At 65.4% G+C, this 25,759-nt stretch carries 18 protein-coding genes; 9 read left to right on the top strand and 9 right to left on the bottom strand.

Annotated features, from left to right (window positions below):
* The first annotated feature begins 79 nt into the window (after window positions 1-79).
* The gene (locus FHR22_RS18995; RefSeq protein ID WP_166945247.1) at window positions 80-2,551 is read left to right on the top strand and encodes a TonB-dependent receptor; all 2,472 of its coding nucleotides are present in this window, start codon (window positions 80-82) and stop codon (window positions 2,549-2,551) included.
* Window positions 2,538-3,902 carry an amino acid permease gene (locus FHR22_RS19000; RefSeq protein WP_166945248.1) on the top strand — a complete coding sequence of 455 codons (1,365 nt, stop codon included), beginning with the start codon at window positions 2,538-2,540 and terminating at the stop codon, window positions 3,900-3,902. The genes FHR22_RS18995 and FHR22_RS19000 overlap by 14 nt, the downstream gene beginning before the upstream one ends.
* Here FHR22_RS19000 and FHR22_RS19005 read toward each other — a convergent pair.
* Genes FHR22_RS19005 through FHR22_RS19015 form a run of 3 tightly spaced genes read right to left on the bottom strand, consistent with a single transcriptional unit; the run spans window position 3,864 to window position 7,972 of the window.
* On the bottom strand, window positions 3,864-5,483 hold the full coding sequence (locus FHR22_RS19005) for a phytoene desaturase family protein (RefSeq protein WP_166945249.1): 1,620 nt from the start codon (window positions 5,481-5,483) through the stop codon (window positions 3,864-3,866). The two genes, FHR22_RS19000 and FHR22_RS19005, sit on opposite strands and share 39 nt — an antisense overlap.
* Window positions 5,480-6,697 (bottom strand): FAD-dependent oxidoreductase, encoded by a 1,218-nt coding sequence (locus FHR22_RS19010; RefSeq protein WP_166945250.1) that lies wholly within the window; start codon window positions 6,695-6,697, stop codon window positions 5,480-5,482. Before FHR22_RS19010 ends, FHR22_RS19005 begins: the two co-directional genes overlap by 4 nt.
* Window positions 6,698-7,972, bottom strand: a complete 1,275-nt coding sequence (locus FHR22_RS19015) for an aromatic ring-hydroxylating oxygenase subunit alpha (RefSeq protein ID WP_243853854.1) — start codon at window positions 7,970-7,972, stop codon at window positions 6,698-6,700.
* A gap of 33 nt (window positions 7,973-8,005) precedes the next feature.
* Here FHR22_RS19015 and FHR22_RS19020 point away from each other — a divergent pair, with 33 nt between their 5' ends.
* Window positions 8,006-8,599: a TetR/AcrR family transcriptional regulator gene (locus FHR22_RS19020; RefSeq protein ID WP_243853856.1), complete on the top strand. Its 594-nt coding sequence runs from the start codon at window positions 8,006-8,008 to the stop codon at window positions 8,597-8,599.
* Window positions 8,600-8,617: 18 nt separating this feature from the next.
* Here FHR22_RS19020 and FHR22_RS19025 read toward each other — a convergent pair whose 3' ends face one another.
* A complete protein-coding gene (locus tag FHR22_RS19025) occupies window positions 8,618-9,352 on the bottom strand; it encodes an SDR family oxidoreductase (protein ID WP_166945252.1) in 735 nt (244 codons plus the stop codon).
* A 181-nt stretch (window positions 9,353-9,533) separates the two neighbouring features.
* On the opposite strand from FHR22_RS19025, the gene FHR22_RS19030 reads away from it, so the two are divergent.
* Window positions 9,534-10,415 (top strand): AraC family transcriptional regulator, encoded by an 882-nt coding sequence (locus FHR22_RS19030; RefSeq protein ID WP_341786927.1) that lies wholly within the window; start codon window positions 9,534-9,536, stop codon window positions 10,413-10,415.
* A 19-nt stretch (window positions 10,416-10,434) separates the two neighbouring features.
* Here FHR22_RS19030 and FHR22_RS19035 read toward each other — a convergent pair whose 3' ends face one another.
* Together FHR22_RS19035 and FHR22_RS19040 are read right to left on the bottom strand one after the other, a co-directional pair.
* Window positions 10,435-11,805: a M20/M25/M40 family metallo-hydrolase gene (locus tag FHR22_RS19035; protein WP_166945254.1), complete on the bottom strand. Its 1,371-nt coding sequence runs from the start codon at window positions 11,803-11,805 to the stop codon at window positions 10,435-10,437.
* 91 nt (window positions 11,806-11,896) lie between these two features.
* Window positions 11,897-14,209 (bottom strand): patatin-like protein, encoded by a 2,313-nt coding sequence (locus FHR22_RS19040; RefSeq protein WP_166945255.1) that lies wholly within the window; start codon window positions 14,207-14,209, stop codon window positions 11,897-11,899.
* Window positions 14,210-14,631: 422 nt separating this feature from the next.
* On the opposite strand from FHR22_RS19040, the gene FHR22_RS19045 reads away from it, so the two are divergent.
* From FHR22_RS19045 to FHR22_RS19065, 5 genes are all read left to right on the top strand, one after another.
* On the top strand, window positions 14,632-16,776 hold the full coding sequence (locus FHR22_RS19045; protein WP_166945256.1) for a TonB-dependent receptor: 2,145 nt from the start codon (window positions 14,632-14,634) through the stop codon (window positions 16,774-16,776).
* Window positions 16,777-16,794: 18 nt separating this feature from the next.
* A complete protein-coding gene (locus FHR22_RS19050) occupies window positions 16,795-17,880 on the top strand; it encodes a PepSY-associated TM helix domain-containing protein (RefSeq protein WP_166945345.1) in 1,086 nt (361 codons plus the stop codon).
* Between the two features lie 135 nt (window positions 17,881-18,015).
* The gene (locus FHR22_RS19055) at window positions 18,016-20,184 is read left to right on the top strand and encodes a primosomal protein N' (RefSeq protein ID WP_166945257.1); all 2,169 of its coding nucleotides are present in this window, start codon (window positions 18,016-18,018) and stop codon (window positions 20,182-20,184) included.
* Between the two features lie 88 nt (window positions 20,185-20,272).
* Window positions 20,273-21,859, top strand: coding sequence for a tetratricopeptide repeat protein (locus FHR22_RS19060; protein ID WP_166945258.1), 1,587 nt, complete (start codon window positions 20,273-20,275; stop codon window positions 21,857-21,859).
* Between the two features lie 33 nt (window positions 21,860-21,892).
* Window positions 21,893-23,440, top strand: coding sequence for a tetratricopeptide repeat protein (locus tag FHR22_RS19065; RefSeq protein WP_166945259.1), 1,548 nt, complete (start codon window positions 21,893-21,895; stop codon window positions 23,438-23,440).
* 9 nt (window positions 23,441-23,449) lie between these two features.
* On the opposite strand, the gene FHR22_RS19070 is transcribed toward FHR22_RS19065, so the two are convergent.
* Genes FHR22_RS19070 through FHR22_RS19080 form a run of 3 tightly spaced genes read right to left on the bottom strand, consistent with a single transcriptional unit; the run spans window position 23,450 to window position 25,724 of the window.
* Window positions 23,450-24,208, bottom strand: coding sequence for an isocitrate lyase/PEP mutase family protein (locus FHR22_RS19070; protein ID WP_166945260.1), 759 nt, complete (start codon window positions 24,206-24,208; stop codon window positions 23,450-23,452).
* The gene (ada, locus tag FHR22_RS19075) at window positions 24,208-25,242 is read right to left on the bottom strand and encodes a bifunctional DNA-binding transcriptional regulator/O6-methylguanine-DNA methyltransferase Ada (RefSeq protein ID WP_166945261.1); all 1,035 of its coding nucleotides are present in this window, start codon (window positions 25,240-25,242) and stop codon (window positions 24,208-24,210) included. The genes FHR22_RS19070 and ada overlap by 1 nt, the downstream gene beginning before the upstream one ends.
* Window positions 25,239-25,724: a DUF1203 domain-containing protein gene (locus tag FHR22_RS19080; protein WP_166945262.1), complete on the bottom strand. Its 486-nt coding sequence runs from the start codon at window positions 25,722-25,724 to the stop codon at window positions 25,239-25,241. The genes ada and FHR22_RS19080 overlap by 4 nt, the downstream gene beginning before the upstream one ends.
* Between the last annotated feature and the right edge of the window lie 35 nt (window positions 25,725-25,759).

Here is a 25,759-nt window from a genome sequence, read left to right on the forward strand (position 1 = left end):
TTGACGATCGCCTGAAACGTGCCACACCTTGTCGTTAGCGCGCCGCAGCGACGGCGCGGGGCAGGACAAGGGGGATGTTATGTCGGTCTGTTTTTCGCGCCGGGCGTTGTTGCTGGCGTCGCTGTCGTCGACCGTCGTTTCGGGCGCGGCGCTGGCACAGGAAACGCCCAGTTCGGGTTATGACGACGAGATCATCGTCACCGCGCAAAAGCGCGAGGAAAATCTGCAAAATGTCCCGATCAGCATCCAGGCGCTGGGGACGCGCAAGCTCGACCAGCTGAACGTCGCCAATTTCCAGGATTTTTCCAAACTCCTGCCCAGCGTCTCTTTCCAGTCGAGCCAGCCGGGCGTCACCACCGTCTATATGCGCGGCGTGGCGAGCGGCGGCGACGGCAACCATTCGGGCTCGCTGCCCAGCGTCGGCGTCTATCTCGACGAACAGCCGGTGACGACGATCGGCGGCACGCTCGACGTTCATGTCTATGACATCGCGCGCATCGAATCGCTCGCCGGTCCGCAAGGCACGCTCTACGGCGCCTCTTCGCAGGCCGGCACGATCCGCATCATTACCAACAAGCCGAGCACCGCTGGCTTCGAGGGGCGGGTCGACGGCGAACTCAACAGCGTCAAGCACGGCGGCATGGGCGGCCGGCTGGAAGGCATGATCAACGTGCCGATCAGCGAGATGGCGGCGCTGCGCGTCGTCGGCTGGTATCAAAAGGATGCGGGCTATATCGACAATGTGCCCGGCACCCGCTCGTTCCTGCCGGACCCCGGCGGGATCACCGTCAACAATGACGATTTCGTCAAAAAGAATTTCAACGACAGCGAAGTCCATGGCGGCCGCGCCGCGCTGAAGGTCGATCTCGACGACAATTGGACGGTCACGCCGACCGTGCTGTATCAAAAGCAGAAGAGCAACGGCACCTTCGCGCAGGATCCGCGCGTCGGCGATCTGCAGACACAGCGCTTTTATCCCGACATGCGGACCGACAAATTCATCCAGGCGGCGCTGACGATCGAAGGCAAGATCGGCAATTTCGACCTGACCTATGCGGGCGCCTATCTCGACCGCAAGGCGTATCAGATCAACGATTACACCGATTATTCCGAAGCCTATGATCTGTTGTATGCCGATGATGGCGGGCTGGCCGGCTATTTCTATATCCAGGACAATGGCGGCAACACGATCGATCCGCGCCAATATATCATCGGCACCGACCATTTCCGCAAACTCAGCCAGGAACTGCGCATCTCGTCGCCGCAGGACGAGCGCTTCCGGGTTGTCGCGGGGCTGTTCTACCAGCGCCAGAGCAACCAGATTTTCCAGGACTACAAGATTCCGGGACTGGGCGATGCGGTGTCGGTCAACGGCCGGCCCGGCACGCTGTGGCTGACCAATCAAAAGCGCGTCGACCGCGACTATGCCGCCTTTGGCGAAGCGAGCTTCGACATTACACCGACGGTCACGCTGACCGGGGGCGGGCGATATTATAAATATGACAACAGCCTGATCGGCTTCTTCGGCTTCGGCCGCAACCCGGCCGGCGACCCGCCTAATGCGCCCTATAATGCTGCAGGTAGTTCGATGACCGGGGTAGCCGGCTGTTACACGACATCCGGCGCCCTGTTCCGCGATGATCCGGGCGGCACGCTGCTTCCGGCCGCGGTGCCGGGCAGCCCCTGCACCAATCTCGCCGATTTCGTGAACGGCAAGCTGGTTCCCAAGCGGACCAAGGATAGCGGCTTTACCCACCGCCTGAACCTGACCTGGAAACCCAGCGAGGATGTGATGGCCTATGCCACATGGTCGCGCGGGTTCCGCCCCGGCGGGATCAACCGGCGCGCGACGATCCAGCCCTATGCCGCCGACTTCCTCACCAATTATGAATTGGGGATCAAGACGACGCTGGCCGACGGCATGGTCCGGCTCAATGCGGCGATTTACATGCAAGACTGGAAACGCTTCCAATTCTCTTTCCTCGGTCTCAACAGCTTTACCGAAATCCACAATGGTCCGAACGCGCGGATCAAGGGGATCGAGGCCGATATCAACATCCGGCCGATCGAAGGCCTGACCATATCGGCGGCGGCATCCTACACCGACGCCAAGACCAGGAATAATCTCTGCGCGATCGACGATCCGACCTATGAATGTAACGCCGATCCCGACAATTCGATCGCCGCGGAGAAGGGTACCCGGCTGCCGGTGACGCCGAAGTTCAACGGCAATGCGACGGTGCGCTACCAGTTTCCGCTCGGACCCGGCGAAATGCATCTGCAGTCGGTGATCGCGCATCGCAGTTCGGCCACCCCTGACATCCGCGTCGCGACGGCGGATGCGCTGGGCCGGATTCGCGGCTCGACGACGGTCGATTTTGCGGTCGGGTTCGACTGGAGCAATTATAGTTTCGAGCTGTTCCTGCAAAATGCGTTCGACGAGCGGGCCGAACTGTCGCGCTATTCGAACTGCGGCCAATGCGACGGGCGGGTGCAGATATTGGTGAACCAGCCCCAGACCTTCGGGGCGCGGCTGGGTGCCAAGTTCTGATCGGGTGACGCATATCGTGACCGACAGCGAAAGGCCGGGCCAAAAGCTCGGCCTTTTGATGTGCATCGCGCTCGTCATGGGCAATATGATCGGGTCGGGCGTTTTCCTGCTCCCTACCGATCTGGCGCCGCTGGGGTGGAATGCCGCGCTCGGCTGGCTCGTGACGATCGCCGGAACCTTGTGCCTCGCGCTGGTTTTTGCCCGCCTCGCGCGCCATTTTCCCGGCGGCTGCGGCGCCTATACTTATGCCGCCGAAGCATTCGGACCCGCGACGGGATTCATCGTGGCCTGGAGTTTCTGGATCAGTTGCTGGGTGACCAACGCAACGCTGGCGGTCGCGGCCGTGCGCAACCTCGCCATCATCTATCCCTCGCTGAACGACGGAGGGTCCGCCGCCGCCCTGCTTGCCATCGCCTTTGTATGGTTCTTCACCCTCGTGAATCTGCTCGGTGTGCGCAAGGCGGGCGGAATGCAGGTGGTTACGCTGGTGCTGAAGCTGCTGCTGTTGCTTGGCGCGATTTCCATTGGTCTCTGGTGGCTCACCGCCGGCGATGGAGCCCTGCCGTCGATGGAGGGGGCCAAACCCGTCAGCGTGACGAGTGTCGGTCAGGCCGCGACTTTTACGCTGTTCGCCCTGCTTGGCTTTGAAAGCGCTCTCGCGGCAGGCGACCGGATAGCCGATCCCGAACGGAACGTTCCGCGCGCAACGACGATCGGCATGATCGCGACCGGCCTGCTCTATCTCCTGGCGTGCACGGCCGTCACGATGCTGGTGCCGCTACCGATCCTGACCGAATCCATTGCGCCATTCCCGACGTTTTTCAGCCATTTCATCGGACCCGAGGCGGGTATCGCGGCGGCCGCCCTGGCCGCCATCGCCGCGCTTGGCGCGCTTAATGGCTTCGTTCTGCTCGCTGGCGAGCTGCCGCGCGATCTTGCGCACCGCGGCTTGATCTCGCGCAGCTTCGGCGTCGAAAACCGGCATGGCGTACCGCATTGGAGCCTGCTCCTGTCGGCGCTGCTCGCCACGTTGATCGTCTATGCCAATTACAGCCGCGGCTTGGCGGAACTGTTCAACTTCATGATGCTGGTGACGACGTCGACCACGATCATCTTCTATCTTGTCGGCTCGCTGGCCGCATTGAAGTTTCGACACGCCAAACGCGTCCCGATGTCGGCGGGCTTCATCCTGCTCACGGTGGCCGGAATCGTCTATGTCTGCTGGGCCTTTTACGGCGCGGGGATCGAGCCGAGCCTGTACAGCCTTGCCATGACGCTTGCCGGCCTGCCGCTTTTCCTGATCGCGAGCCGCTCAGCGCCAGCGCGGCGCGAAGAAGCCCCGGTCGCGTAGGATCACCTGCGCGGCATTATGCCCCGGCGCGCCGGTCACGCCGCCGCCGGGGTGCGTCCCCGCGCCGCACATGTAGAGCCCCTTCACCGGTCCGCGGTAACCGCCGTTGCCGAGCACGGGTCGCGCCGCCCAAAGCTGGTCGAGGCTCATATTGCCGTGCATGATGTCGCCGCCGACGAGGCCGAATTTGCGTTCGAGTCCCTTGGGCGACAGACGGGTCTGGGCGATGATGCTGGCGCGGAAACCGGGCGCATGCTTTTCGACCGTGTCGATGATGCAATCGGCGGCGGCTTCCTCCTCATTGTCCCAGTCGCGCCCATCGGGCAGCTCGGGCGCGAACTGCTGGCAGAACAGGCTGGCAACATGCTGGCCCGGCGGCGCGAGGCTGTCGTCGACGGTCGAGGGGATCAGCATCTCGACGATCGGCGCCTTCGACCAGCCATATTGCTTCGCGTCGAGGAAGGCGCGATCCATATAGTCGAGCGTCGGTGCGAGGATGATTCCCGACTGATGATGCTCGCCGGGCCCATCCTGTTCATTGTGCGGGAGGCAAGTGAATTTCGGCAGTTCGGACAGTGCGACGTTCATGCGGAAGGTGCCGCTGCCCGCCTTGAAGCCCTTGATCCGGCGTTCGTAACCCGCCGGCAGGTCCAACGCGTCCATCATCCGTTCGTAAAGCAGCTTCGGCCCGACATTGGCGATGACGCGCGCTGCAGCGATTTCCTCGCCGCCGATCAGCTTCACCCCGACCGCCTTGTTTCCATCGACCAGCACCTTGTCGACCGGGCTTTCGAGGCTGATCTCGACGCCCAGGTCGCGGCACACCTTCGCCATGATCTCGGTGATCTTGCCCATACCGCCGATGCTGTGTCCCCACGCGCCCTTCTTGCCGTTCACCTCGCCAAAGACGTGGTGGAGGAGAACATAGGCGCTGCCCGGGGTGTCGGGACTCGCATAATTGCCGACGACGGCGTCGAACCCGAAGGCAGCCTTGACCGCCTCGCTCTCGAACCAGCTACCCAGCATCGTGCGCGCCGATTTCGTGAACAGGTCGAGCACGTCGCGCTGCTGTTCGAGGCTAAGTCCCGCGAAGCGCCGCCCCTGCCGCGCGCCGTCGAGCAAGGTGCGCAGCCCTTCGCCGACGTTTGGCGGGACGCGCAGCGCGAGGTCGCGGAGCAGCTCGGCAACATTTTCGAGCGCGTCATAATATTGCGGCAGCACATCGGCATCGCGGCTGCTGAACTTGCGAAACTCGGCCTGGGTGCGTTCTAGCCCGCCGCCGAGCTTCAGATAACCGCCGTTTTCCTGTGGCAGGAAATTGCTGATCGGGCGCTCGATCACGCGATAGCCATGATCGGCGAGCTTCATGTCGGCGATCACCTTGGGCTGGAGCAGGCTGACCGTGTAGCTCGCGACCGAATTCCTGAACCCCGGCGCGAATTCCTCGGTCACCGCAGCGCCGCCGACGACGTCGCGCGCCTCGACAATGCGGACCTTGAGGCCCGCTTTGGCGAGATAGAAAGCGCAGACGAGGCCATTGTGGCCCGCGCCGATAATCAGGGCGTCATAGGCTTTGGTCATGAAAATTCTTTCGCAAGCGGGGATTGGACATGCTGACGGCCGAAACCGAGGCCGAGAATGCGGCCCGGAATGCGGCGAAGCAGCGGAACGGAATCGAGCAGGCGAACCGCAAACGGCACGCGGGTGATCTTACCGCGCAGCATCGGTTCGATGACGCGCTGGTGCGCAAAACGCTGGATCGCCTGCATGCGTGTCGTCGGTTTCCAGCGCCGCTCCTGCACCTTGGCGAGGAGCGGGTCGGGATCGGCGCCGGCCGCGAGCCGGGCGGCAAGGATGTTCGCGGCGGCGACGGCATCCTGTACTGCAAGGTTGATGCCGACACCGCCGACCGGCGACATCGCATGCGCCGCATCGCCGATCGCGAGCAGGCCGGGACGCGACCAGCGCGTCAGCCGGTCGAGCGCGACCGAGAGCAGTTTCACATCGTCAAAGCTCTGGATCGCATCGATCCCTGCGGCGAGACCGGGCGCGATGTCGACGATCTTGTCGCGGAAGGCCGCGATCCCGCACGCCTCGATCGGGGCGAAGCCGCCCTTTTCGATGATCTGTGCACATTGCCAGTAATCGCCGCGCGGGATCGCGACGACCATGCCGCCCTTGTCGATCGTGCCGAGCGCGACCTCCGACATATTCATGCCGGCGGGAACGGGAATGCGGAACCACAGCACGTCCATCGGCGCGCCGAGATCTTCGAGCGGGAGCTCGGCGGCGTCGCGCAGTACCGAACGGCGCCCGTCGGCGGCGATGACGAGGCGCGCGGGCAGCGTCTCGCCGCTTGCCAGCATCACACCGCTGACGCGGTTCGCGACACCATAGGTCAGCCCGGTCGCCTCGGTCGACATGCGCAGGTCGAAGGTCGGGTAGCGCCTACCCTGCCCCGCGATGAAATCGAGCAGGTCCCATTGCGGCATCATCGCGACGAAGCGCGCCGCGACGGGCAGATGTTTCATCGTCGCGATCGTGTACTGCCCGCCGAGCAGGTTGAGCGTCATCGTGTCGATCGCGGCGTGCGGTTCCTGAAGCAACTCCTGAAGCAACCCGATCTCATGGAACAGCTCGAGCGTCGAGGGGTGCACGGTGTCGCCGCGGAAATCGCGGAGGAAATCGGCGTGTTTTTCGAGCACGGTCACGCGCACCCCGGCGCGCGCGAGGAGCAGGCCCGCAACCATGCCGGCGGGCCCGCCGCCGACGATGATGACTGGAGGGGCGAACATTTAACCCCTCCCCTTCAGGGGAGGGGTTGGGGTGGGGGCTCGCGAGCTTGGCGCAAGGCCGATGGCCCCCACCCCCAACCCCTCCCCTGAAGGGGAGGGGCTTTGACGGCTCCACCCCGCGAGCGGCGCCTCCTCCAGCCGCGCTTCGGGAATGATATCGCGCATCCGCGAACAGAAGTGCTTGAGGCAGACTTCCTTGTCGCTGAGCGGGCCCATGGTGAAGCTTTTCGACGCCATCCCCTGCTGGACGCGGGTGATCAGTTCGGTGTCCTCGGCGTTGACCTGACGGTTGATGCGCCAGTTCAGATAGCGTGCCGCCTTCATCTCGCGGCGCTCATCGGGGAGCACATAGGATATTTCGCGGATCAGGCAGGTCGTCGGCCCGGTCGGCAGCCACTGCATGAAATCGACCTGGTCGGGATAGATGTCGAAGGCGACATTGGGCCACAGCTTGAAATAGAGCCAGTGGCGCTGCTTGTCCGCGGGCAGGTGCGCGACGGGAGGCAGCAGCCGCTGGTACATGCGTTCGGACCAGTTCACCGATGGCCGGTCGATCAGGTCGCCCCACATGCGGTCGACGCGTTCCTCGGCCTCGACGCCATAGCTTTTGCCGAACAGGCGCGTCAGACCGGGGTGCGCGACGGGGATGTGGAGACCATCCGAATAATTGTCGCCGACATTCTTCCAGTTCACCTCGCGCGGGCGGAGCGTGACGCGGCCGAGCGCGGCGAGTTCGGTGAAGCGATAGGGTTCGACCATCGCCTCATAGGGCGCCATCATCGCCGCGACCGACGGACCGCCGTCATCGTCGAGCCGCACGAACCAGAAACCGCGCCATTGTTCGAGGTCGACCGGCACGAGCCCCGCCCTGCCCTTGTCGAGCGTCGGATAGCTCGCCGAATCGGGAACGCCGATCAGGCGGCCGTCGAGTTCGTAGGTCCAGGCATGATAGGGGCAGACCAGTTTTTTCGCGCAGCCCGTCGCGCCGTCGACGAGGCGCGAACCGCGGTGACGGCAGACATTGGTAAAGGCGCGCACGGTGCGATCGGTGCCGCGCACGACGATGACGCTTTCGCCGCAATAGTCGATGCTGTGCCAGTCGCCGGCATTCGGAATGTCACTGTCGTGGCAGACGACCTGCCAGCTCGGACGGAAGATGCGCGCCATTTCCACGGCGTGAAAGTCGGGGTCGCTGTAGGTCCATGCCGGGAGCGACCAGCCGTCCTGCGGGTCGATGTTCCCGAAGTTGTCGAAAGTGTCACGCAGCGTTGCCATGTCCCGTTCCTTGTTGTACATATGTATAACAGCATGCAGCCCGTTCGCCAAGCCTTTACGCGCGAAAGCGCCGACGCCCGCCGCGCCGACCTGATTGACGCGACCGCGACGTGCCTCGCCGAACATGGCCTGGCGGGCACGAATGTTCGCGCCATCTGTGCGAAGGCCGGCGTGTCGCCGGGACTGCTGCGCCACTATTTTGGCGGCATCGATGATCTGGTTGCGGCAACCTACGAAGCGACAAGCGACCGGATGGATGCGATTTTCGCCGGCGCGGTGGAAAGCGCGGGGGTCGAACCGCGCGCGCGTCTTTCGGCCTATCTGACCGCCAGCTTCCGCCCGCCGGTGACCGATCCCGAACTGCTGGGCGCATGGACCGCTTTCTGGGCTCTCGCACGCAGCGATGCGCGCATGGCTGCCATCCATGCGACAAGCTATGCGGGCTACCGGGCGCGGCTTGCCGAGCTGCTCATCGCCTGCGGCGCGGTTGATGCCGCGCGGCTTGCGGTGATGCTGACGGCGATGGTCGACGGACTCTGGCTCGAACTGTCGCTCGACGCCGCCAGCTTCGGCGCCGATGCGGCGGCGGCGATGGTGGAGAAGGCCGTAGCGGCGCTGCTCGACTAGCAGCGCCGCTCGCGAAGCTCAGAAGCTGCCCCTCACCGGCCGTACGATGATCTCGCTGACATCGACATCACCGGGCTGCTCGACCGCGAACCGGATCGCGCGGGCGATCGCGTCGGGCGTGATCGCGATGCTGCGGAATTCGGCCATCGCGGCGGCGCTGTCCGGATCGGTGATATCGTGGCCAAGCTCCGATTCGACGACGCCGGGCGAGATGATCGTTGCGCGGACATCCCGATGTTCCTGCCGGATGCCGTCGGTGATTGCCCAGACCGCGAACTTCGTCGCGCAATAGACCGCGCCGGTCGGCACGACATAATGCGCGCCGAGCGAGGCGACATTGACGAAATGACCCGAACCCTGCGCGGTGAAGCCGGGCAGCGCCGCCGCGATGCCGTTGAGGACGCCGCGGATATTGACGTCGATCATCGCGTCCCAGTTCTGCATTTCGAGTGCGGCGAGCGGCGACAGCGGCATGATCCCAGCATTGTTGACCAGCACGTCGACGCGCCCGAAGCGGGCGACGGCATGGTCGACAAACGCCTGCACGTCGTCGCGGCTGGTCACGTCGAGCGCGCGATAGTCGGCGGCGCCGCCCGCGGCGGCGATTTCGGCGGCGAGAGCTTCGAGCCGGTCGGTGCGGCGCGCCCCGAGCAGCAGCTTCGCGCCGCTGGCGGCGAGTTCGCGCGCCGTCGCGGCACCGATACCGCTGCTCGCGCCAGTGATCAGGATGACTTTATCGGCGGTGATGTTCATGATCGTCTCCATCGAGAGCGGGCGGCCCTGCGCCGTCCGGTGACCAGCTTTTGGACCCGGGCCGACCGGAAGCGGTAGAACGCGCCTCCGCAATGATTATACGATCCTCCGAACGATGTGGTTTACGCTTGCCGGGACATCGCGACGCTGCAAAACCGGCGCCATGACGATATTATCGGAAATGCGTTCCATATTACTCCGCCATCGTTCCACGGACGGGATTCACCCTTGCGCGCTACCGCGCGTATCGCTTGTCCGTAGCTCCGAGCCAAGCCACCCGATGCCGGTCGTCTACGAACCGTCGCTGTGCCTTGCGGTCAGCGGCCGCAAGCGCGTACTGCTGGGCGACGCGAGCTTCATCTATGACAGCGCGCGGTTTCTGGTCGTGTCGGTCGACCTGCCGGTGAGCGGCATGATCGTCGATGCCAGCACCGACGATCCCTATCTGTGCCTGAAGCTCGACCTCGACGTTGCGGTACTCGGCGAACTGCTGCTCGCGCACGATGCCCGCGTGCCGCGTAGCGACCATGCGCCGTCGATCGCGGTCGGCGATACCGATGCGGGCCTCCTCGACGCGGCGCTTCGCCTGCTCCGCCTGCTCGATACGCCGGACGACATTGCCGCGCTGGCGCCGCTCGCCGAGCGCGAGATATTGTACCGGCTGCTAACCGGATCGCAGGGCGCGATGCTGCGCCATATCGCGACCGCCGACACGCGGCTGCATCAGGTCAGCCGCGCGGTGACGTGGATCAAGGACAATTATGCCGGGACGCTCAGCATCGGCCATCTGGCCGGGCTGGCGGGGATGAGTCCGTCGTCCCTCCACGAGCATTTCAAGAAGGTCACGCGCTTCAGCCCGCTGCAATATCGCACCCGATTGCGGCTGCTCGAAGCGCGGCGGCTGATGGTGTCGGAGGCGATGGATGCCGCGAGCGCGGGTTTCCAGGTCGGCTATGACAGCCCTTCCCAGTTCAACCGCGACTACAGCCGCGCCTTCGGCCTGCCGCCGCTGCGCGACGCCGCACGGTTACGCGCGGCGCCGGAGTTCGGATTGTCGGCCTAGAGTCTGTCCAGGGTCTGCGCTATTTCGACAAATCGCGCAGCAAGCTGTCCCAATGCGCCAGCGCGGGAGCGATCGCCGCGACCGGCGCGCGTTCGTCGAGGCCGTGGGCGTAGCTGTCGCTCGCCTTCGAAAACAGGCCTGCGACGCCATAGCTCGGCACCCCGACGGCGCGGAAATGCAGGCTGTCGGTCGCGCCCGCGCTCATCGACGGGATGATCGGCAGGCCGGGCGCGCGCGCATGCACCGCCTTGGTCACCGCGGCGACGACGTCGGGGCGCAGCGGCGAGGCGTCGCTGGCGGTCGCGTCGGGGTCGGTCTTCACCTTGACGGCGGGATCGGCGATCACCTTTTCCAGCTCGGCGCGCACCGCCTCGATGCTGACGCCGGGGAAGATGCGGCAATTGATGTTCGCGGTCGCGCGCTGGGGCAGCGCATTTTCGGCATGGCCGCCCTTGACCAGCGTCGGCACGCAGGTCGTACCGATCTGCCCGACATATTCGGGGTCGGCGCGGATCGCGGCGATCGCTTTCGCATCCGACGGATTGGCGGCGAAGGCCTTGAGCGCGGCGCCGATATCGCCGCCGACCTGGTCGGCGACGATCGGCATGCCGACCCTGGTCAGTTCATTCTGCTGCGGCGTAAAACGATAGGCGCCAACCTTCGCGAGCGCGTTCGACAGCTGGACGATCGCATTGGTGTCCGACGGGCGCGAACTGTGGCCGCCCGGATTGGTCACTTCGAGCACATAGTCGGCATAGGTTTTTTCGCCCGCCTGCAGCCCGTAATATTTGGGCTTGCCATCCTCGCCGATCAGCCCGCCGCCGCCATCGCCGTTCAGGGCGAATTCGGCGTCCTTATATTTCGCTGCCAGGGCGCGGGTCGTGACCATCGATGTCTCTTCGTCGCCCGACAGAAGCAGGATGATCGAGCGCTTCGGCTTGAAGCCCTCCTTCTTGAGCTCAGCCATCACCGCGACCATCATCGCGACGTCGAACTTGTTGTCTTCCGACCCGCGGCCGAAGATATAGCCGTTTTCCTCGACCGGAACGAACGGATCGCGCGCCCAGTCCTTGGGGTCGGCCTCGACCACGTCCATATGGCCGAGCAGCACGATCGGCTTCCCTTTGCCGCTACCGGCAAGCGTCGCGGCAAAGGTCGCGGTTTCGCCGATCGGCGTGATGACGATATCGCTGTCGGCATAGCCCGCCGCCTTCAGCACCCCGGCGTAATAAGCGGCGAGTTCGGGCACCTTGCCGCGTCCTTCGACGGTCGGGATCGCGACGCTGTCCTTCAATATCTTCTTCGCCGTTTCGGCATCGGCAGGTTTGGCGTGGACGGGCGCGGCGGCGAGCATCGCGGCGGAAACAAGCAAGGCGGAAAGCAGACGCATATCATCGACCCCTTTTTGAACTTTTCGGCAGTTTCAACATTATGACCGGGGTTGCAAGCCGGATCCCGTCCGCGCGGCGAGCGCGCCGATATTATCCGATCTCGCCCCGCAGTTCGGCGATCAGCGCCTTGACCATCGGCAGCCTGTCCTCCTCTTCGTCGAGGATCGCATGGAACGCGCGCCGCTTGATCGCCTTCAACTCCTCCGCCGGGAGCGCGGCCTCGCCCGTCACGCTGCTCGCCACGATGTCGATCAGCCGGTCGGCGCCATGGAGGCGACCCCAAAGATAATCATTTTCGCGGTAGGCGCGGCTGAAAAAGGCGCCGAAGCTGTTGAATTCGATCCCCTTCAGCATCGCCGCCGCGCCGCCGCTGCGGATCGCGATCGCGTCGGAGGGCGAGATGCGGTCGATCTTGATCGGGTCGAACTCGTCGAACCCCTCGCCCTGCAGCAAGGGCAAGGTCGCAATGTCGTAAAAGGGATAGCCGAGATAGGCGAGCAGCAGCACGCGGCGGTCGTCCTTGGGCAGCGAGGTCAGCGCCGCGGCGATCAGCGTATCGGCCTCGCCGTCGACCGCGGTCAGGTCGCGCCGCGCCGCGATCGCGTCGATCCATTGCCCGGGATCGGCGTCGGCGGGCACGTCGAGATCGGCGATCCAGCTATCGCCCTCGCGTTCGAGATAAAGGCCGAGCGCGGTGAAGATCGCACCGCGCATCTCCTCGCACGCCGTGTCGCGCCCTTCGCTGCGGCCTGCGATCACCGCATCGAGCTCGCGCGCCATGAAGCGCAGGCGGCGGATGCGAAAACCGAGGTCGTGGGTGCGGAAGAAGGCGATCGCATCGCCGCTGGCGCCCGCGCCCTTCTTGCCCGAAATGCGGTCGAGCCCGCGCGCGCGCACTTCGTCCCAGATTGCCTGGCGCCGGTTGGCGCGGTGCACGCTGCCTTCGGGCGGCGACAGCCGGTCGACCATCCCAACCAGTTCCTCGATCACCGCCGACAGCTTCAGATGGCCATAGGGCGCATAAGCGAAGCCCGCGCGCGCCGCCGCCTGTTCCTGCGCCTTGGCGCGCCATTTATCGAGCCGCGCCGGGGTCGGCGCGTCGAGGAAGAAGGTCGTGCCGAACATCGCCGCGACCTGTTCCTCGACCTCGACCTTCATCGCATCGACGATATGCTGCATGCGGCGGATGCGCCGCGACATGCCCTCGATCGCCTCGACATTCTCGCGGATCGGCTGTTCGCGGGGGATTTCGGAAAGCGCGCCGAGGATCGTCGGCAGGAAACCCGGCAGCCGCACGTCCTCGCCTTCCGCCACCTCGCCGCGCTTGCCGAAACTGATCGAACGAAAATCGGGTTTGGGGTCGATATAGACGAAGCGCCGGTCGACTTCGCGCCGCGCCGGCCGCTGTTTCAGCGCCGCGATCGCGGGACGGAAGGGCGCGTTGGCGAGCACCGATCCGTCGATCAGCACCCGGTCGGCGGGGTCGCCCTCGCCGCCCGCCGGAAGCTGGGTGCGGATGAACGCGTCGCGCTCCGGCCAGGCGATGCCGCGCTTTTCGAGCACCGTATCGAGTTCGCGCAGCGTGAAGGGCGGGAAGGCGCCCGGGAAACTGGCGGTCGCGCGCGCCGCCGCGGCGAGCCCCGGCATATCGCCCAGATCCTTGCCGCGCCGCCCGTCCTGGCGGAAATGCAGGATCAGCCGATGCTCCTGCTCGGTGACCCGCGGCGGACTGTTGAGCGCGAGCGGCATGCTGTGCCCGGCGAAATCGGTGACCGATACGAACAGGTCGACCGGCTGCCCCGCGGGCACCAGCGCCGGTCCCTTCGGCCCCGCGTCCATCGCGTCGAAGGCGTCGATGAGCAGGTTCGAGAAGGTCTCGCCGCCGAAGGGCGGTTCGAACCAGCGCGCGCGGACGAAACGCGACAGCTTGGCGCGCACCTCGTCCTGCGCGGCTTCACCCACCGTGCGGTCGATGACATTGCCGCGCCGCTTCATCGCCCAGCCGGCGAGCGGCACCGCCCAGAATTTGGTCGCCGCCGACAGCGGCCGCGCGTCGGGGTCGAGCAGATGATCGACATCGGCATCGCCCAGCCACAATTCGGTCAGCGGATCGAGCGACTGGCCGGTGGCGAGCGCGCGGGCGAGGAAGATGCCGTTGATCCCGCCCGCGCTCGCGCCCGCGACGATATCGGCGAGCACGCGCAGCCGCACCCCGCTGCCCGCCGCGATCGCGCCCAGCAGGTCGCGATAGACCGCCGCCGGTCCCGCCAGCTCGCCGCCATCGTGAAACGCCCGCGACGCGGCGGCGAGCCGCCATATCTCCTTGGTAATGCCGTGCATATAAACGGCAAGGCTGATGCCGCCGTAGCAAATCAGGGCAAAACGCAGTTCCTTTTCGCGCATGCGCCGGCTGATAGCGCGGTTTGGGGAGCGGCGTCACCCCCTCGCAAGGCGATGGCGGTTTGGGGTGGGGAGCAGTCGTCGTTACGAACCTTTGTCATTCCCGCGAAAGCGGGAACCCAGGGATGGGCCAGCTGACGCACGCTCTAAGTCCCCGCTTTCGCGGGAATGACAAAGATAGTCGCAACGTCAAACCTTGGTCGTTTCTCAATTCCCTCGTCATCCCGGGCTTGACCCGGGATCCCGCTTTTTTGGGCAGCAGCAGCTTTCGACGTCAAGCGGGACCCCGGATCAAGTCCGGGGTGACGATGATGGATAGGTCTGCAATCGGCGTTAGCAGCCCGCCGCCGCCTCGCGGAAACGACGAAAATCCTTGCCTTTGCAAATGTGTCGCACTAGCGCCCGCTCCGCAACAGGAGTTGATAATGAATCGCAAATGGCTCGTCGCCGCGCTGCTTTCGGGCGCGCTTCCCTTCCCCGCCTTCGCGCAGGACATCGCGCCCGTCGATGACAGCGCCGCGCAGGACGACGGCATTGTCGTCACCGCCGCGCGGACGATCCTGCCCCCGAACGCGTTGCCGCTGACGATCGATGTCATTTCCAAGGACAGTCTGGATCAACAGGTTGCGGTCGCTGGCTCGGTCATCGATGCGGTCGCGAACCTGACCCCCAGCTTCTCGCCGACGCGCCAGAAACTCTCGGGCTCGGGCGAAACGCTGCGCGGCCGCTCGCCGCTCTATGCGATCAACGGCATCCCGCAATCGACCCCGATCCGCGACGGATCGCGCGACGGCTATACGATCGATCCCTTTTTCCTCGATCGCGTCGAGTTGATCTATGGATCGAATGCCTTGCAGGGGATCGGCGCGACCGGCGGCGTGGTCAATCAGGTGGTGATCAAGGCGCCGCGCGAAGACGGCCTCTCCGGCCGCGTGCTGGTGCAAGGATCGACGGGCAATTTTGAAAACAACAGCTTTGGCGGCAAGCTCGGCGGACTGATCGCCTATCGCCAGGGCGCGTTCGATGCGACCGGCGGCGTCGCCTATGAAACGCGCGGCCTCTATTATGATGGCGCGGGCCGCCGCGTCGGCATCGACAATACGCAGGGCGATGTGCAGGACAGCAAGAGCCTCAGCTTCTTTGCGCGACTGGGTTATGATCTGTCATCGACCGCGCGTCTCGAACTGTTCGCGACGCGTTTCAACCTGGAGGGCAATGGCGACTGGGTGCAGGTCGCGGGCAATCGGTCGACGGGTCTTCCCACCAGCTCGAAGCGTGGCGAAATGGAAGGCGAGATGGCCTCCAACCGCGTCGAGACCGTCAATCTGACGCTGACCGATACCGATCTCGGCGGCGGCAATCTGATCTTCCAGGCCTTTTTCAACCGGTCGCGCGATATTTTCGGCGGCGATGTGAGCGCAACCTTTCAGGACGCCAACATCGCACCCGTCGGCACATTATTCGACCAGTCGGCAAACCGCTCGCGCAAGCTGGGCGCGCGCGTCAGCTATGAACGGCAATTTTTCGACGCGCTCAACATCACGCTCGGCTTCGACTCGATGTGGGACAAGACCCAGCAGGAGATGATCGCGACCGGGCGCTATTGGGTCCCGCCCACCACCTTCCGTACGCTCGCTCCCTTCGGCCAGGCCAATCTGAAACTGTTTGACGGCATCCTGCGCGTTGCGGGCGGCGCGCGCTGGGAAAATGGCCAGCTCAAGGTCGATGATTATGTGACGCTGGCCTCCTATAATTCGGCGCGGGTCACCGGCGGCACCCGCAATTTTGACGATCTGCTGATCAATGGCGGCGTAATTATCGAGCCTATGCAAGGCATCCGGGCCTATGCCAGCTATGCCGAAGGCTATTCGATTGCCGATGTCGGCCGCATCCTGCGGTCGGTCAATGGCAGGACCCAGCCGAATTTCCGCATCGACGAAGTCAACGTCACCCCGGTTATTTCCAACAATCGCGAGCTTGGCATCGAAATCAAGCGCGGGCCCCTGGATGCCAGCGCTTCCTATTTCTGGTCCACGTCAAAAGATGGCGGGCTGTTGGTCATGAACAGCGCCGGCGTCTATGATGTCCAGCGCCAGCGCATCGAAATCCAAGGTTTCGAAATCAATCTGGCGGTCGAGCTTCCGGTGGACGGGCTGAAGCTTGGTACCGGCTATGCCCATCTGTCCGGCCGCACGGACAGCAACAAGGACGACAAGGTCGATATCGACCTCGACGGCGCGAATATTTCGCCCGACCGGGTCAATCTCTGGGCCAGCTACAACAGCGGGCCGGTATCCGCGCGCGTGCAGGCGGGCCTCTATCTCGACCGCAGATTCGATGGCGCGCCGGCCAACACCGCTTTTTCCGGCTACACGCTGACCGACGCCGTGCTGCGTTATGAGCTGCCACGCCTGGGCGGGATCACGCTTGCGGCCTCCAACCTCTTCGATGTCGACTATGTCACCTATAACAGCCAGACGATCCGCTCGACCGTCGCCGCGACCGACAATGCCCGCTTCTTTACCGGACGCGGACGGACGGTCACGCTCGGTTGGGACTACAGGTTCTAAGGGGGCGTTTCTGACATGATGAAGCTGCTCGACACGCTGCACCGCTGGACGGGGGGCCTGATCGGCCTTGTGCTCGCGCTGCTCGGCCTGTCGGGCACGATCCTGCTCTACGAGCATCTGTGGATCGCTGTGCCGGGCACCGGCGACCCGCTGCGCGGCGACCTTTCCACCGTCGCCGCGACGACCGAAAGGCTGATGGTGCTGCCCGGCGCGCAGGGCATCATCTATGCCGACGACCGGTTCGGACTGCACCAGCTGCGCTTCGGAGAGGGTGCAGGGGCCTATGCGAACCAGTCGGGCGAGCTGGTGACGCGCTGGGTCAGCCAGAGGGAACGGCCCGAGCTCTGGATTTTCGATTTCCACCACCATCTGTTTGCCGGCGACAGCGGCGAATGGGTGATCGGCATTGCTGGGCTGTGCGGGCTGTTCTTCGTGATTTCAGGCGTCATCCTGTGGTGGCGGACGCGGCGGACCTTCCAGCTGCGCCTGTGGCCCAAGCGGATGAGCCGCCCGGCGATCGTCATGCACCACCGCGATCTGGGTATCGTCGCGGCGCCGCTGCTGCTGCTGTCGGTCGTCACCGGGACGATGATGATCTTCCGGCCCTTTGCGCTGGGGATGGTCGCACCGTTCGGCCCGGTCGCCGAGACCGCGAAGGCGCTCGATCCGCCGAAATATAAGGGCGGCCCACTCACCGATAAGCCCGATTATACCGCGATGCTGACCGAGGCGCGGCGGCGCTTTCCCGATGCCGAATTCCGTATTCTCAGCCTGCCGCGCAAGCCCGGCGACCCGATCAATATCCGCATGAAGCAGCCCGCCGAATGGCTGCCCAACGGCCGCACGACGCTGGCGTTCGATGCGGCGACCGGCGAACTGCTCGGCGCGCGCGATGCGCTGAAGCTAGCGCCCGGCGCGCAGGCGTTCAACATGGCCTTCCCGATCCATGCGTCGAAGGTCGGCGGCTGGGCATGGCGAATCGCGCTGACGGTTTCGGGGCTGGCGATGACGATGCTCGGCAGCCTTGCGGTGTGGAGCTTCTGGTTCAAGCGGCCGAAGCCGGCGAAGCGGGTGGTGAAGAAGGCGGCGTTCGCGGCGACTTAACCGTCGCCCCCGCGAAGGCGGGGGCCGCTGGAGATGTTGCGTCAGGCCGATAGCGGCCCCCGCCTTCGCGGGGGCGACGGTTTCTGTCAGCCGCGCTTTCCTATTTTACCCGCCGCCCTATATCCTGCCCAGTCCATGACCCGCGCCCGCGTTCTTCTCCTCACGGCGGCCCTCGGCCCGCTCGACTATCGCGTTCCGCGCGAAAGCGAGGCCGTGCTCGGCAGCGTCGTGATCGCGCCGCTCGGACCACGGCGGCTCGGCGGGGTCGTGTGGGAGGATGCAAGCTTCGGCGCGCCGGAGGCGGTCGGCGACAATCGCCTACGCAATCTCTACGAAGTCGTCGCCGTCCGGCCGGTCGCGGCGCCGCTGCGCCGCCTCGTCGAATGGACGAGCGACTATTATCTCGCGCCGCCCGGCGCGGTGCTGCGGATGGTGCTGCCGGGGGTCGCCTTTGCCGACGCGCGGCGCCCGATCGTCGAATATCGCGCCACGGGCGAGGTTCCCCAGCGGATGACCGCGCAGCGCATCGTGGCGCTCGAAAAGATCGGCGAGCGGCAGGGCATGGTGCGCGAACTCGCTGCGCTTGCAGAGGTCAGCGAGGCGGTGATCCGCGGGCTGGTGAACAGCGGCGCGCTCGAGGCGGTCACCATTTCGGCCGACCAGCCCTATCCCGCACCCGACAGCGGCTTCGCCCCGCCCGCCCTGTCGGACGAACAGACCGCGGCGGCGGCGCAGCTCAAGGATGCGGTGGCGGCCGCGAAATTCGACACCTTGCTGCTCGACGGGGTCACCGGGTCGGGCAAGACCGAAGTCTATATGGAAGCGATCGCCGCCGCGATCGACGCGGGCAGCCAGGCGCTGGTGCTGCTCCCCGAAATCGCGCTCACCGAACCGATGCTGACGCGCTTCGCCGCGCGCTTCGGCTGCGAGCCCGTCGCCTGGCATTCGGGGCTGCGCTCGACCGAGCGCCGCCGGGCGTGGCACGCCATCGCGAGCGGCGAAGCGAAGATCGTCGTCGGCGCGCGTTCGGCGCTGTTCCTGCCCTATGCCAGGCTGGGCGTCATCATCGTCGACGAAGCGCATGAGACGAGCTTCAAGCAGGAGGACGGCGTCCATTATCACGCGCGCGACGTCGCGGTGATGCGCGGGCATTTCGAAGGACTGCCCGTCGTGCTCGCGAGCGCCACCCCGGCGCTCGAAAGCCTCGCGATGGTCGAGGCGGGGCGTTACCGCCACATCGTCCTGCCCGCGCGCTTCGGCGGCGCGACCCTGCCCGACCTCGCGGCGATCGACATGCGCGCCGACCCGCCCGACCGCGGCCGCTGGCTCGCCCCGCCGCTGGTCGAGGCGCTCGCCGACCGGTTGCAAAAGGGCGAGCAGAGCCTGCTATTCCTCAACCGCCGCGGCTTCGCGCCGCTGACCCTGTGCCGGACGTGCGGCCACCGCATCCAGTGCCCGAACTGCACCGCATGGATGGTCGAGCATCGGCTGGTCCACCGGCTCGCCTGCCACCATTGCGGCCATGTCATGCCGCCGCCGCGGCTGTGCCCCGAATGCGAGGATGAGGACAGCCTCGTCGCCTGCGGACCCGGCGTCGAGCGCGTCGCCGACGAGGTGAGCTTGCGCTTTCCCGAGGCGAGGGTCGCGATCGTCACCTCCGACACGCTCTGGTCGCCGGCGAAAGCGGCCGAGTTCGTCGATAATGTCGAGGGCGGGCTGGTCGACATCATCATCGGGACGCAGCTCGTCACCAAGGGCTATCATTTCCCCAACCTGACGCTCGTCGGCGTCGTCGATGCCGACCTGGGGCTCGACGGCGGCGACCTGCGGGCCTCCGAGCGCACCTTTCAGCAGATCGCCCAGGTCGCGGGGCGCGCCGGGCGCGGGGTCAAGCCCGGCGCGGTGCTGATCCAGACGCGCGTTCCAGAGGCGCCGGTGATGGCGGCACTCGTCGCCAACGACCGCGACGGTTTCTATGCGGCCGAGGCGGCGGCGCGCAAATTCGCCGGCGCGCCGCCCTATGGCCGCTTCGCCGCGCTGGTCATCTCGTCCGAGGATATCGAGGTCGCGCGCGGACAGGCGCAGCGGCTGGGACAAAAGGCGCCGGTCGCCGAGGGCCTCGCGGTCTATGGCCCCGCTCCTGCCCCCTTGGCGATGCTGCGCGGCCGCCACCGCTTCCGCCTGCTGCTCCACGCCCCGCGCAGCTTCGATCTGCAGGGGACGATCCGCGATTGGGTGAGCAGCGTCGACTGGCCGTCGAAAGCGCGGCTGGCGATCGATATCGACCCCTACAGCTTCGTCTGACCGCGCCCGCGCAAAGCGAACTGGATTCGGCCAATTTTCCTGTTAATCATCGGTCCATTACCGGGGCTTAAGTGGGTGGAGGCAACAGGTGGACATTCGCAGGATGATGCGCGCGATCAGCGCTGGCGTGGCTTTGGCGGCCCTTTCGATCAGCGCGAGCGCGCGCGCCGAATGGTGGCAGGCCGAAACGTCGCATTTCATCGTCTATTCGGAAAGCAAGAAGGCGGACGCCGAGCAATTCGCGCGCCTGCTCGAACGTTATGACAATGCGCTGCGCTATCTGCAGGGACGGCCCGTACCGGGCCCCGACATGGGCGTAGCGAACAAGGTCAAGGTGTTTCGCAGCGGCGATACCGACGATATCGCCGCGCTCGCCGGCGCGCCCGAATCGGGCATTTACGGCTTTTATATCGGACGGGCGGGCGGCACCGTCGCCTTTGTTCCAGCGCGTAACAAGCGCCGCGATGGCGTGGGTGTCCGCACCTTGAACGAAATCCAGCTCGATACGCAGCGCGTGCTGTTCCACGAATATACGCACCATTTCATGCTGACCAATTTCAGCACCGCCTATCCCCATTGGTATTCCGAAGGCTTTGCCGAAGTCTATGGCACGATCGAACTGCGGGACGATGGCAGTTTCCACCTCGGTAATGTGCCGCAAGCGCGCGGCGAGGCACTGCGGGTGCTGCCCGACACGCGCCTGTCGCGTTTGTTCGATCACAAGGTCAAGCTGAAGGGGATGGAACTGATGCAGTCCTATTCGGTCGGCTGGCTGCTGTCGCACTATCTGAACTTCAGCGAAGCGCGCAAAGGCCAGTTGCCCGCCTATCTGACCGCGCTCAACAAGGGTGAGGACAGCCTTGAGGCCGCGAAGCGCGTCTTCGGTGATCTCGACAAGCTGCAGGCCGAACTGCGCAAATATAAAAACGGGCCTTTCCCCGGATATGACATCAAGCCGCCGGCCTATGTCGAACCCGTTGTGACGACGCGCCAGCTGACGGCGGTCGAGGAAAGCCTGATGCCGCCCTATATCCGGTCGCAGGTTGGCGTTAATCCGAAACAGGCCAAGGACGTCGCCCGCGACGTTGCGGGCAAGGATAGCGCCAATCCCGACAGCCTGTTCGCGCAACTGGTCGTCGCCGAGGCCCAGCTTGATGCCAAGAATTTCGACGCCGCCGAAACCGCCGCGAAGCGCGCGATCGCGATCGCGCCCACCTCGTCGCCCGCGCATTTCATGATGGGCGCGGTGCATATGGCACGCGGCGAAACCGACAAGGCGCAATATGCCGCGGCGCGGCCCTGGTTCACCAAGGCGCACACGCTCGACCTCAAGGACCCGCGCCCGATGATCGGGCTTTACATGTCCTATTCCGAGGCCGGCGGGCCGATCCCCGAAGAGGCGTTGATCATGCTGGAGGATGCCTGGGACTATGCATCCTATGATCCGGGGTACCGTCTGGTCCTCGCCCGGCAGCTTCTGAACGAGAACAAGGGCAAGCTCGCCCGCGACGTGCTGTCGCCGATCGCCTTCGATGCGCATGCCGGCGACAAGGAAAACAAGATCCTCGCGACGGTCGAGTTCATCGATCAGGATAAAATCAACGAGGCGCGGGGGAAGATCGCGGAGATATTCCAGGACCAGAAGGACGCGGCCGCGGGCAAGAAGAAGGGCTGACGCCGGGGCGGCGCCAGCCAATAGGGGGACATTATGCGACACGGGATCGCGGCGGCGCTTGCCGTCCTGTTCACCATGGCGCTGGCGACGCCCGCCAGCGCCCGCTGGCTGCGCGCCGATACCAATAATTTTATCATCTACAGCGAGGGTAGCGAAAAATCGCTGCGCAGCTTTGCCGAGAATCTGCAGCGGTTCGACGCGACGCTGCGCCATCGCTTCAACGTCCCTGACGGGTTTGAGCCTAACCGGCTGGCTATCTACCTCGTCGCACACGCCGACGAGGCCGGGCGGCTCGCGTCGGGGAAGAGAGGGTCGTCGATCGCGGGCTTCTATCTTGCAACGCCCAACGGCGCCTTCGCCGTATCGAACCGCGAAAATGACGAAGGGCGTGGCACCCCGCTGGCGCAGCAGACATTATTCCACGAATATGCCCATCACTTCATGAAGCGCTTTGTCCCGGCCGCCCACCCGGCTTGGTTCGTCGAAGGCTTCGCCGAATATCTGTCGACGGTCGATTTCACGAGCGAAGGCAAAGCGTCGATCGGCAAGCCTGTCCACCGCCGCGCCTTTGGCTTGCTCGCGATGCCGAAGATTCCGGTCGAGCAATTGATAACCCAACGCCCCGACGCGGTGCGCGGCAGCGGCATGGCCGATGTCTATTATGGGCGATCGTGGCTGCTGACCCACATGCTTTACAACGACCCGAAACGAAAAGGTCAGCTGCTCGCCTATATGGAGGCGATCAATCGCGGCGAGGACGCCATCGAGGCAGCGCCCAAGGCTTTTGGCGACTTGGGTCAGCTCGACAAGGACCTCAACCGCTATATCAATGAACCGCTGTCCTATGTCGCGCTTCACGAGCCAATGCAGATCGAGGGCGCGATCACGATAGCCCCGCTTACCGCCGCCGAAGACGCGCTGATCCCGCTCCGCCTTGAGCGGCTGAGTGCCCGATACTCGCCCGAACGGACCGCCAGCGTCCGCCTCGCGCTGCAAAAACTGGCGGCCGCCCAACCGGGCGACGCCGAGGTCTGGTACGAACTCGCCGCGGCCGAATGGGGCATGGACGACGACAAGCGCGACGTCGCCGCGGCGCGCGCGGCGGTCGATAAGGCGATCATGCTGAAGCCCGACCATATCCGCGCCAACGTCCTCCTCGGGCGACTGCTTGCAGCCGAACTGGACAAGCAGGGCGATTATAGCGCCGAAGCATGGAGTGCGGTGCGCAAACCGATCGCGCTCGCCAACCGCACCAACCCAGACGATCCGATCCCGCTCTACGCCTATTATCAAAGCTTCGCCGATCAAGGCGTGCCGCCGCCCCAAATTGCGTTGCAGGGACTGGGGAGAGCCTTCACGCTCGAACCCGAGAATACGACCATTCGCGTCAGTCAGGCGTTCGCCCTGGCCAATCAGGGCCGTTTCGACGGAGCGATCAGACTGGTCCAAAGCATCGCCTTCGACCCGCATGACGGGGGGCGGGGGCAATCGTTGCTCGACCAGATCGAAGCGATGCGGAAAGACGCCGACCGCTTGAAAACCGATACGCCGGACGAAGAATCGGAAACCGCCGCCAACTGATGCACCGCCTCAATAATCGGGCTCTTCACCGCCCAGCACCTGCTGCGCCTGCGCCGTCAGCCATGCCATGGCGCCCGCCCACGACTGGTGCCCGTGGCTGATCCGCCCGACGCCCAGCGCCGCGAGTTCCCGGTGCGTCGGCCCGCCCTTGTCGCGCAGGATATTCACCGGCAGCGGCGAGGCGTCACAGATCGCGCCGATATATTTCGGATCGAGCAGGAAGGGCACGAACAGCGACCCGGCGCCCGCGTCGGCATAGGCGCGCGCGCGTTCGAGCGTCGCGGCGACGAGCGCGTCGCCATCCTTCGCGGCATCCTGTCCGCGGAAGGTGTCGCAGCGGGCGTTGATGAAAATGCCGGTGTCGGCGGCGGCGCGATAACGGGCGACCGCTTCGGCGAGCGGCAATAATTCGCCTGCGCCGGGCAGCCGGTCCTCCATATTGATCCCCGCCGCGCCCGCGGCTTTCGCGCGCCCGACCGAGGCGCCGACCGCCGCCGCGTCGGCGCCATAGCCCGATTCCATGTCGATGGTAACGGGCAGGTCGGTGACCGACAGGATGCGGGCGAGATTTTCGAACACATCCTCGAGCGGGAAATCCTCGCCGTCGGCGCGCCCCTGGGCGCCCGCAACGCCATAGCTTCCTGTCGCGATCGCCTTCGCGCCCGCCGCAGCGACGGCCCTGGCGCTGCCCGCGTCCCAGATATTGACGAGGATGAGCGGATTGCCCGGAACGTGCAGCGCCCGGAACGCGGCAATTTTATCTGACATCAAAAACTCTCCCTCTTGAGCAATTCTTCCTTGATCGGCAGGCCATAGGCATAGCCGCCGAGCGACCCGTCGCTGCGGATCACCCGGTGGCACGGGATGAGCACCGCGACATTGTTCGCGCCGTTCGCGCTGCCCGCCGCGCGCACCGCCCCCGGCTTGCCGACCGCGGCGGCGATATCGGCATAGCTGCGCGTCTCGCCCGCCGGAATCCTGCGCAGTTCGCGCCACACCGCTTCCTGAAAGGCGGTGCCCTTCACGTCGATCGGGATATGGTCGAACCCGTTCACCGGCGCTTCGACCGCCGCGACGACTTCCTTGAGCAACGCCGCGAATTCAGCTCCGCCCTCGATCAGTTCGGACGCCGGAAACCGCGCCTCCAGCGCCGCGCGGCCCTCGGCGAAGCTCAGCCGGCACACGCCTTTTTCGGTTGCGGCGACGAGCATGTCGCCGAGGCTGGTCGGCACCACCGCCCAGTGGATCGTCGTCCCCTTGCCGCCATTCACCCACGCCGACGCGGTCATACCCATGCGCCCTTCCATATTCTCGTAGAAACGCGACGGCCCCGAAAAGCCCGCGTCGTAGATCGCGTCGGTGACCCGGCTTCCCTCGCTCAGCGCCTGCCGCGCGCGTTCGTCGCGCAGCGCGCGCGCATAGGCGGCGGGCGACAGGCCGGTATGGCGGGTGAAGACGCGCTGGAAATGCGTCGGCGAATAGCCGGTGCGCCCCGCGAGGTCGGCGAGCGCCAGCGGTTCCTCACTTTCCTTGATCGCGGCGATCGCGGCGAGCACCGCGCCCTCGTCGCGTGCGACATCATCGGGCAGGCAGCGCTTGCACGGCCGCAAACCAGTGGCCCGCGCCGCCGCGCCGTCTGCGAAGAAACGGACATTCGCCCGCTTCGGATGGCGCGCGGCGCAGCTCGGGCGGCAGTAGATGCCGGTCGTCAGCACCCCGGTGACGAAGCGCCCGTCGAGCGCCCGGTCGCGGCGGAGCACGGCCGTCCAGCGTGCGTCATCGGTCATCAGGTCGATGCTCATGTCCCGCTCCTTTCGGCTGAATCCCTTTCGATCCGCGCCGCGAAACAACCGTATGCGGCATTATGCGCATCGATATAGGCGATGCCGGGACCGGCGAACAGGTCGCGGATCGCGCCATCGGCCTCGCCCGGTCCCGCGAGCCGCGCGGCCTGCAGCATACCGTCGGCGTCGAACGCGCGCAGCGCAAACGGGCGGCCTGCGAACACTGGCGGCAGTTCGTCATGATAGGTCGCCGCCGCGACCCCCGACCGGACATAAATGGCATAGGCGCTGCGGTACGGCGTATCGACGTCGTGGCTGATGTGATGGAGCAGGATCAGTTCCTCGCCCGCTTTCGCATCCTCCAGGCTGATGCGGCACGGATAGCCGCGATCGGCGGCGGCGGTGACGCGGCGGGCGTTGATCGCGGCGAGCGCGGCGTCGTCATATTCGAAAAGCGGGGCAAAATCATCGGGGCAAAGCCCCTCGATCACATAGGTCATCGGACCATCCTTTCCTGACTGTGAGGACAGATATG

Origin of the sequence: Sphingopyxis panaciterrae, assembly GCF_011762125.1 — a bacterium.
Classification (GTDB): Bacteria; Pseudomonadota; Alphaproteobacteria; order Sphingomonadales; family Sphingomonadaceae; genus Sphingopyxis; species Sphingopyxis panaciterrae.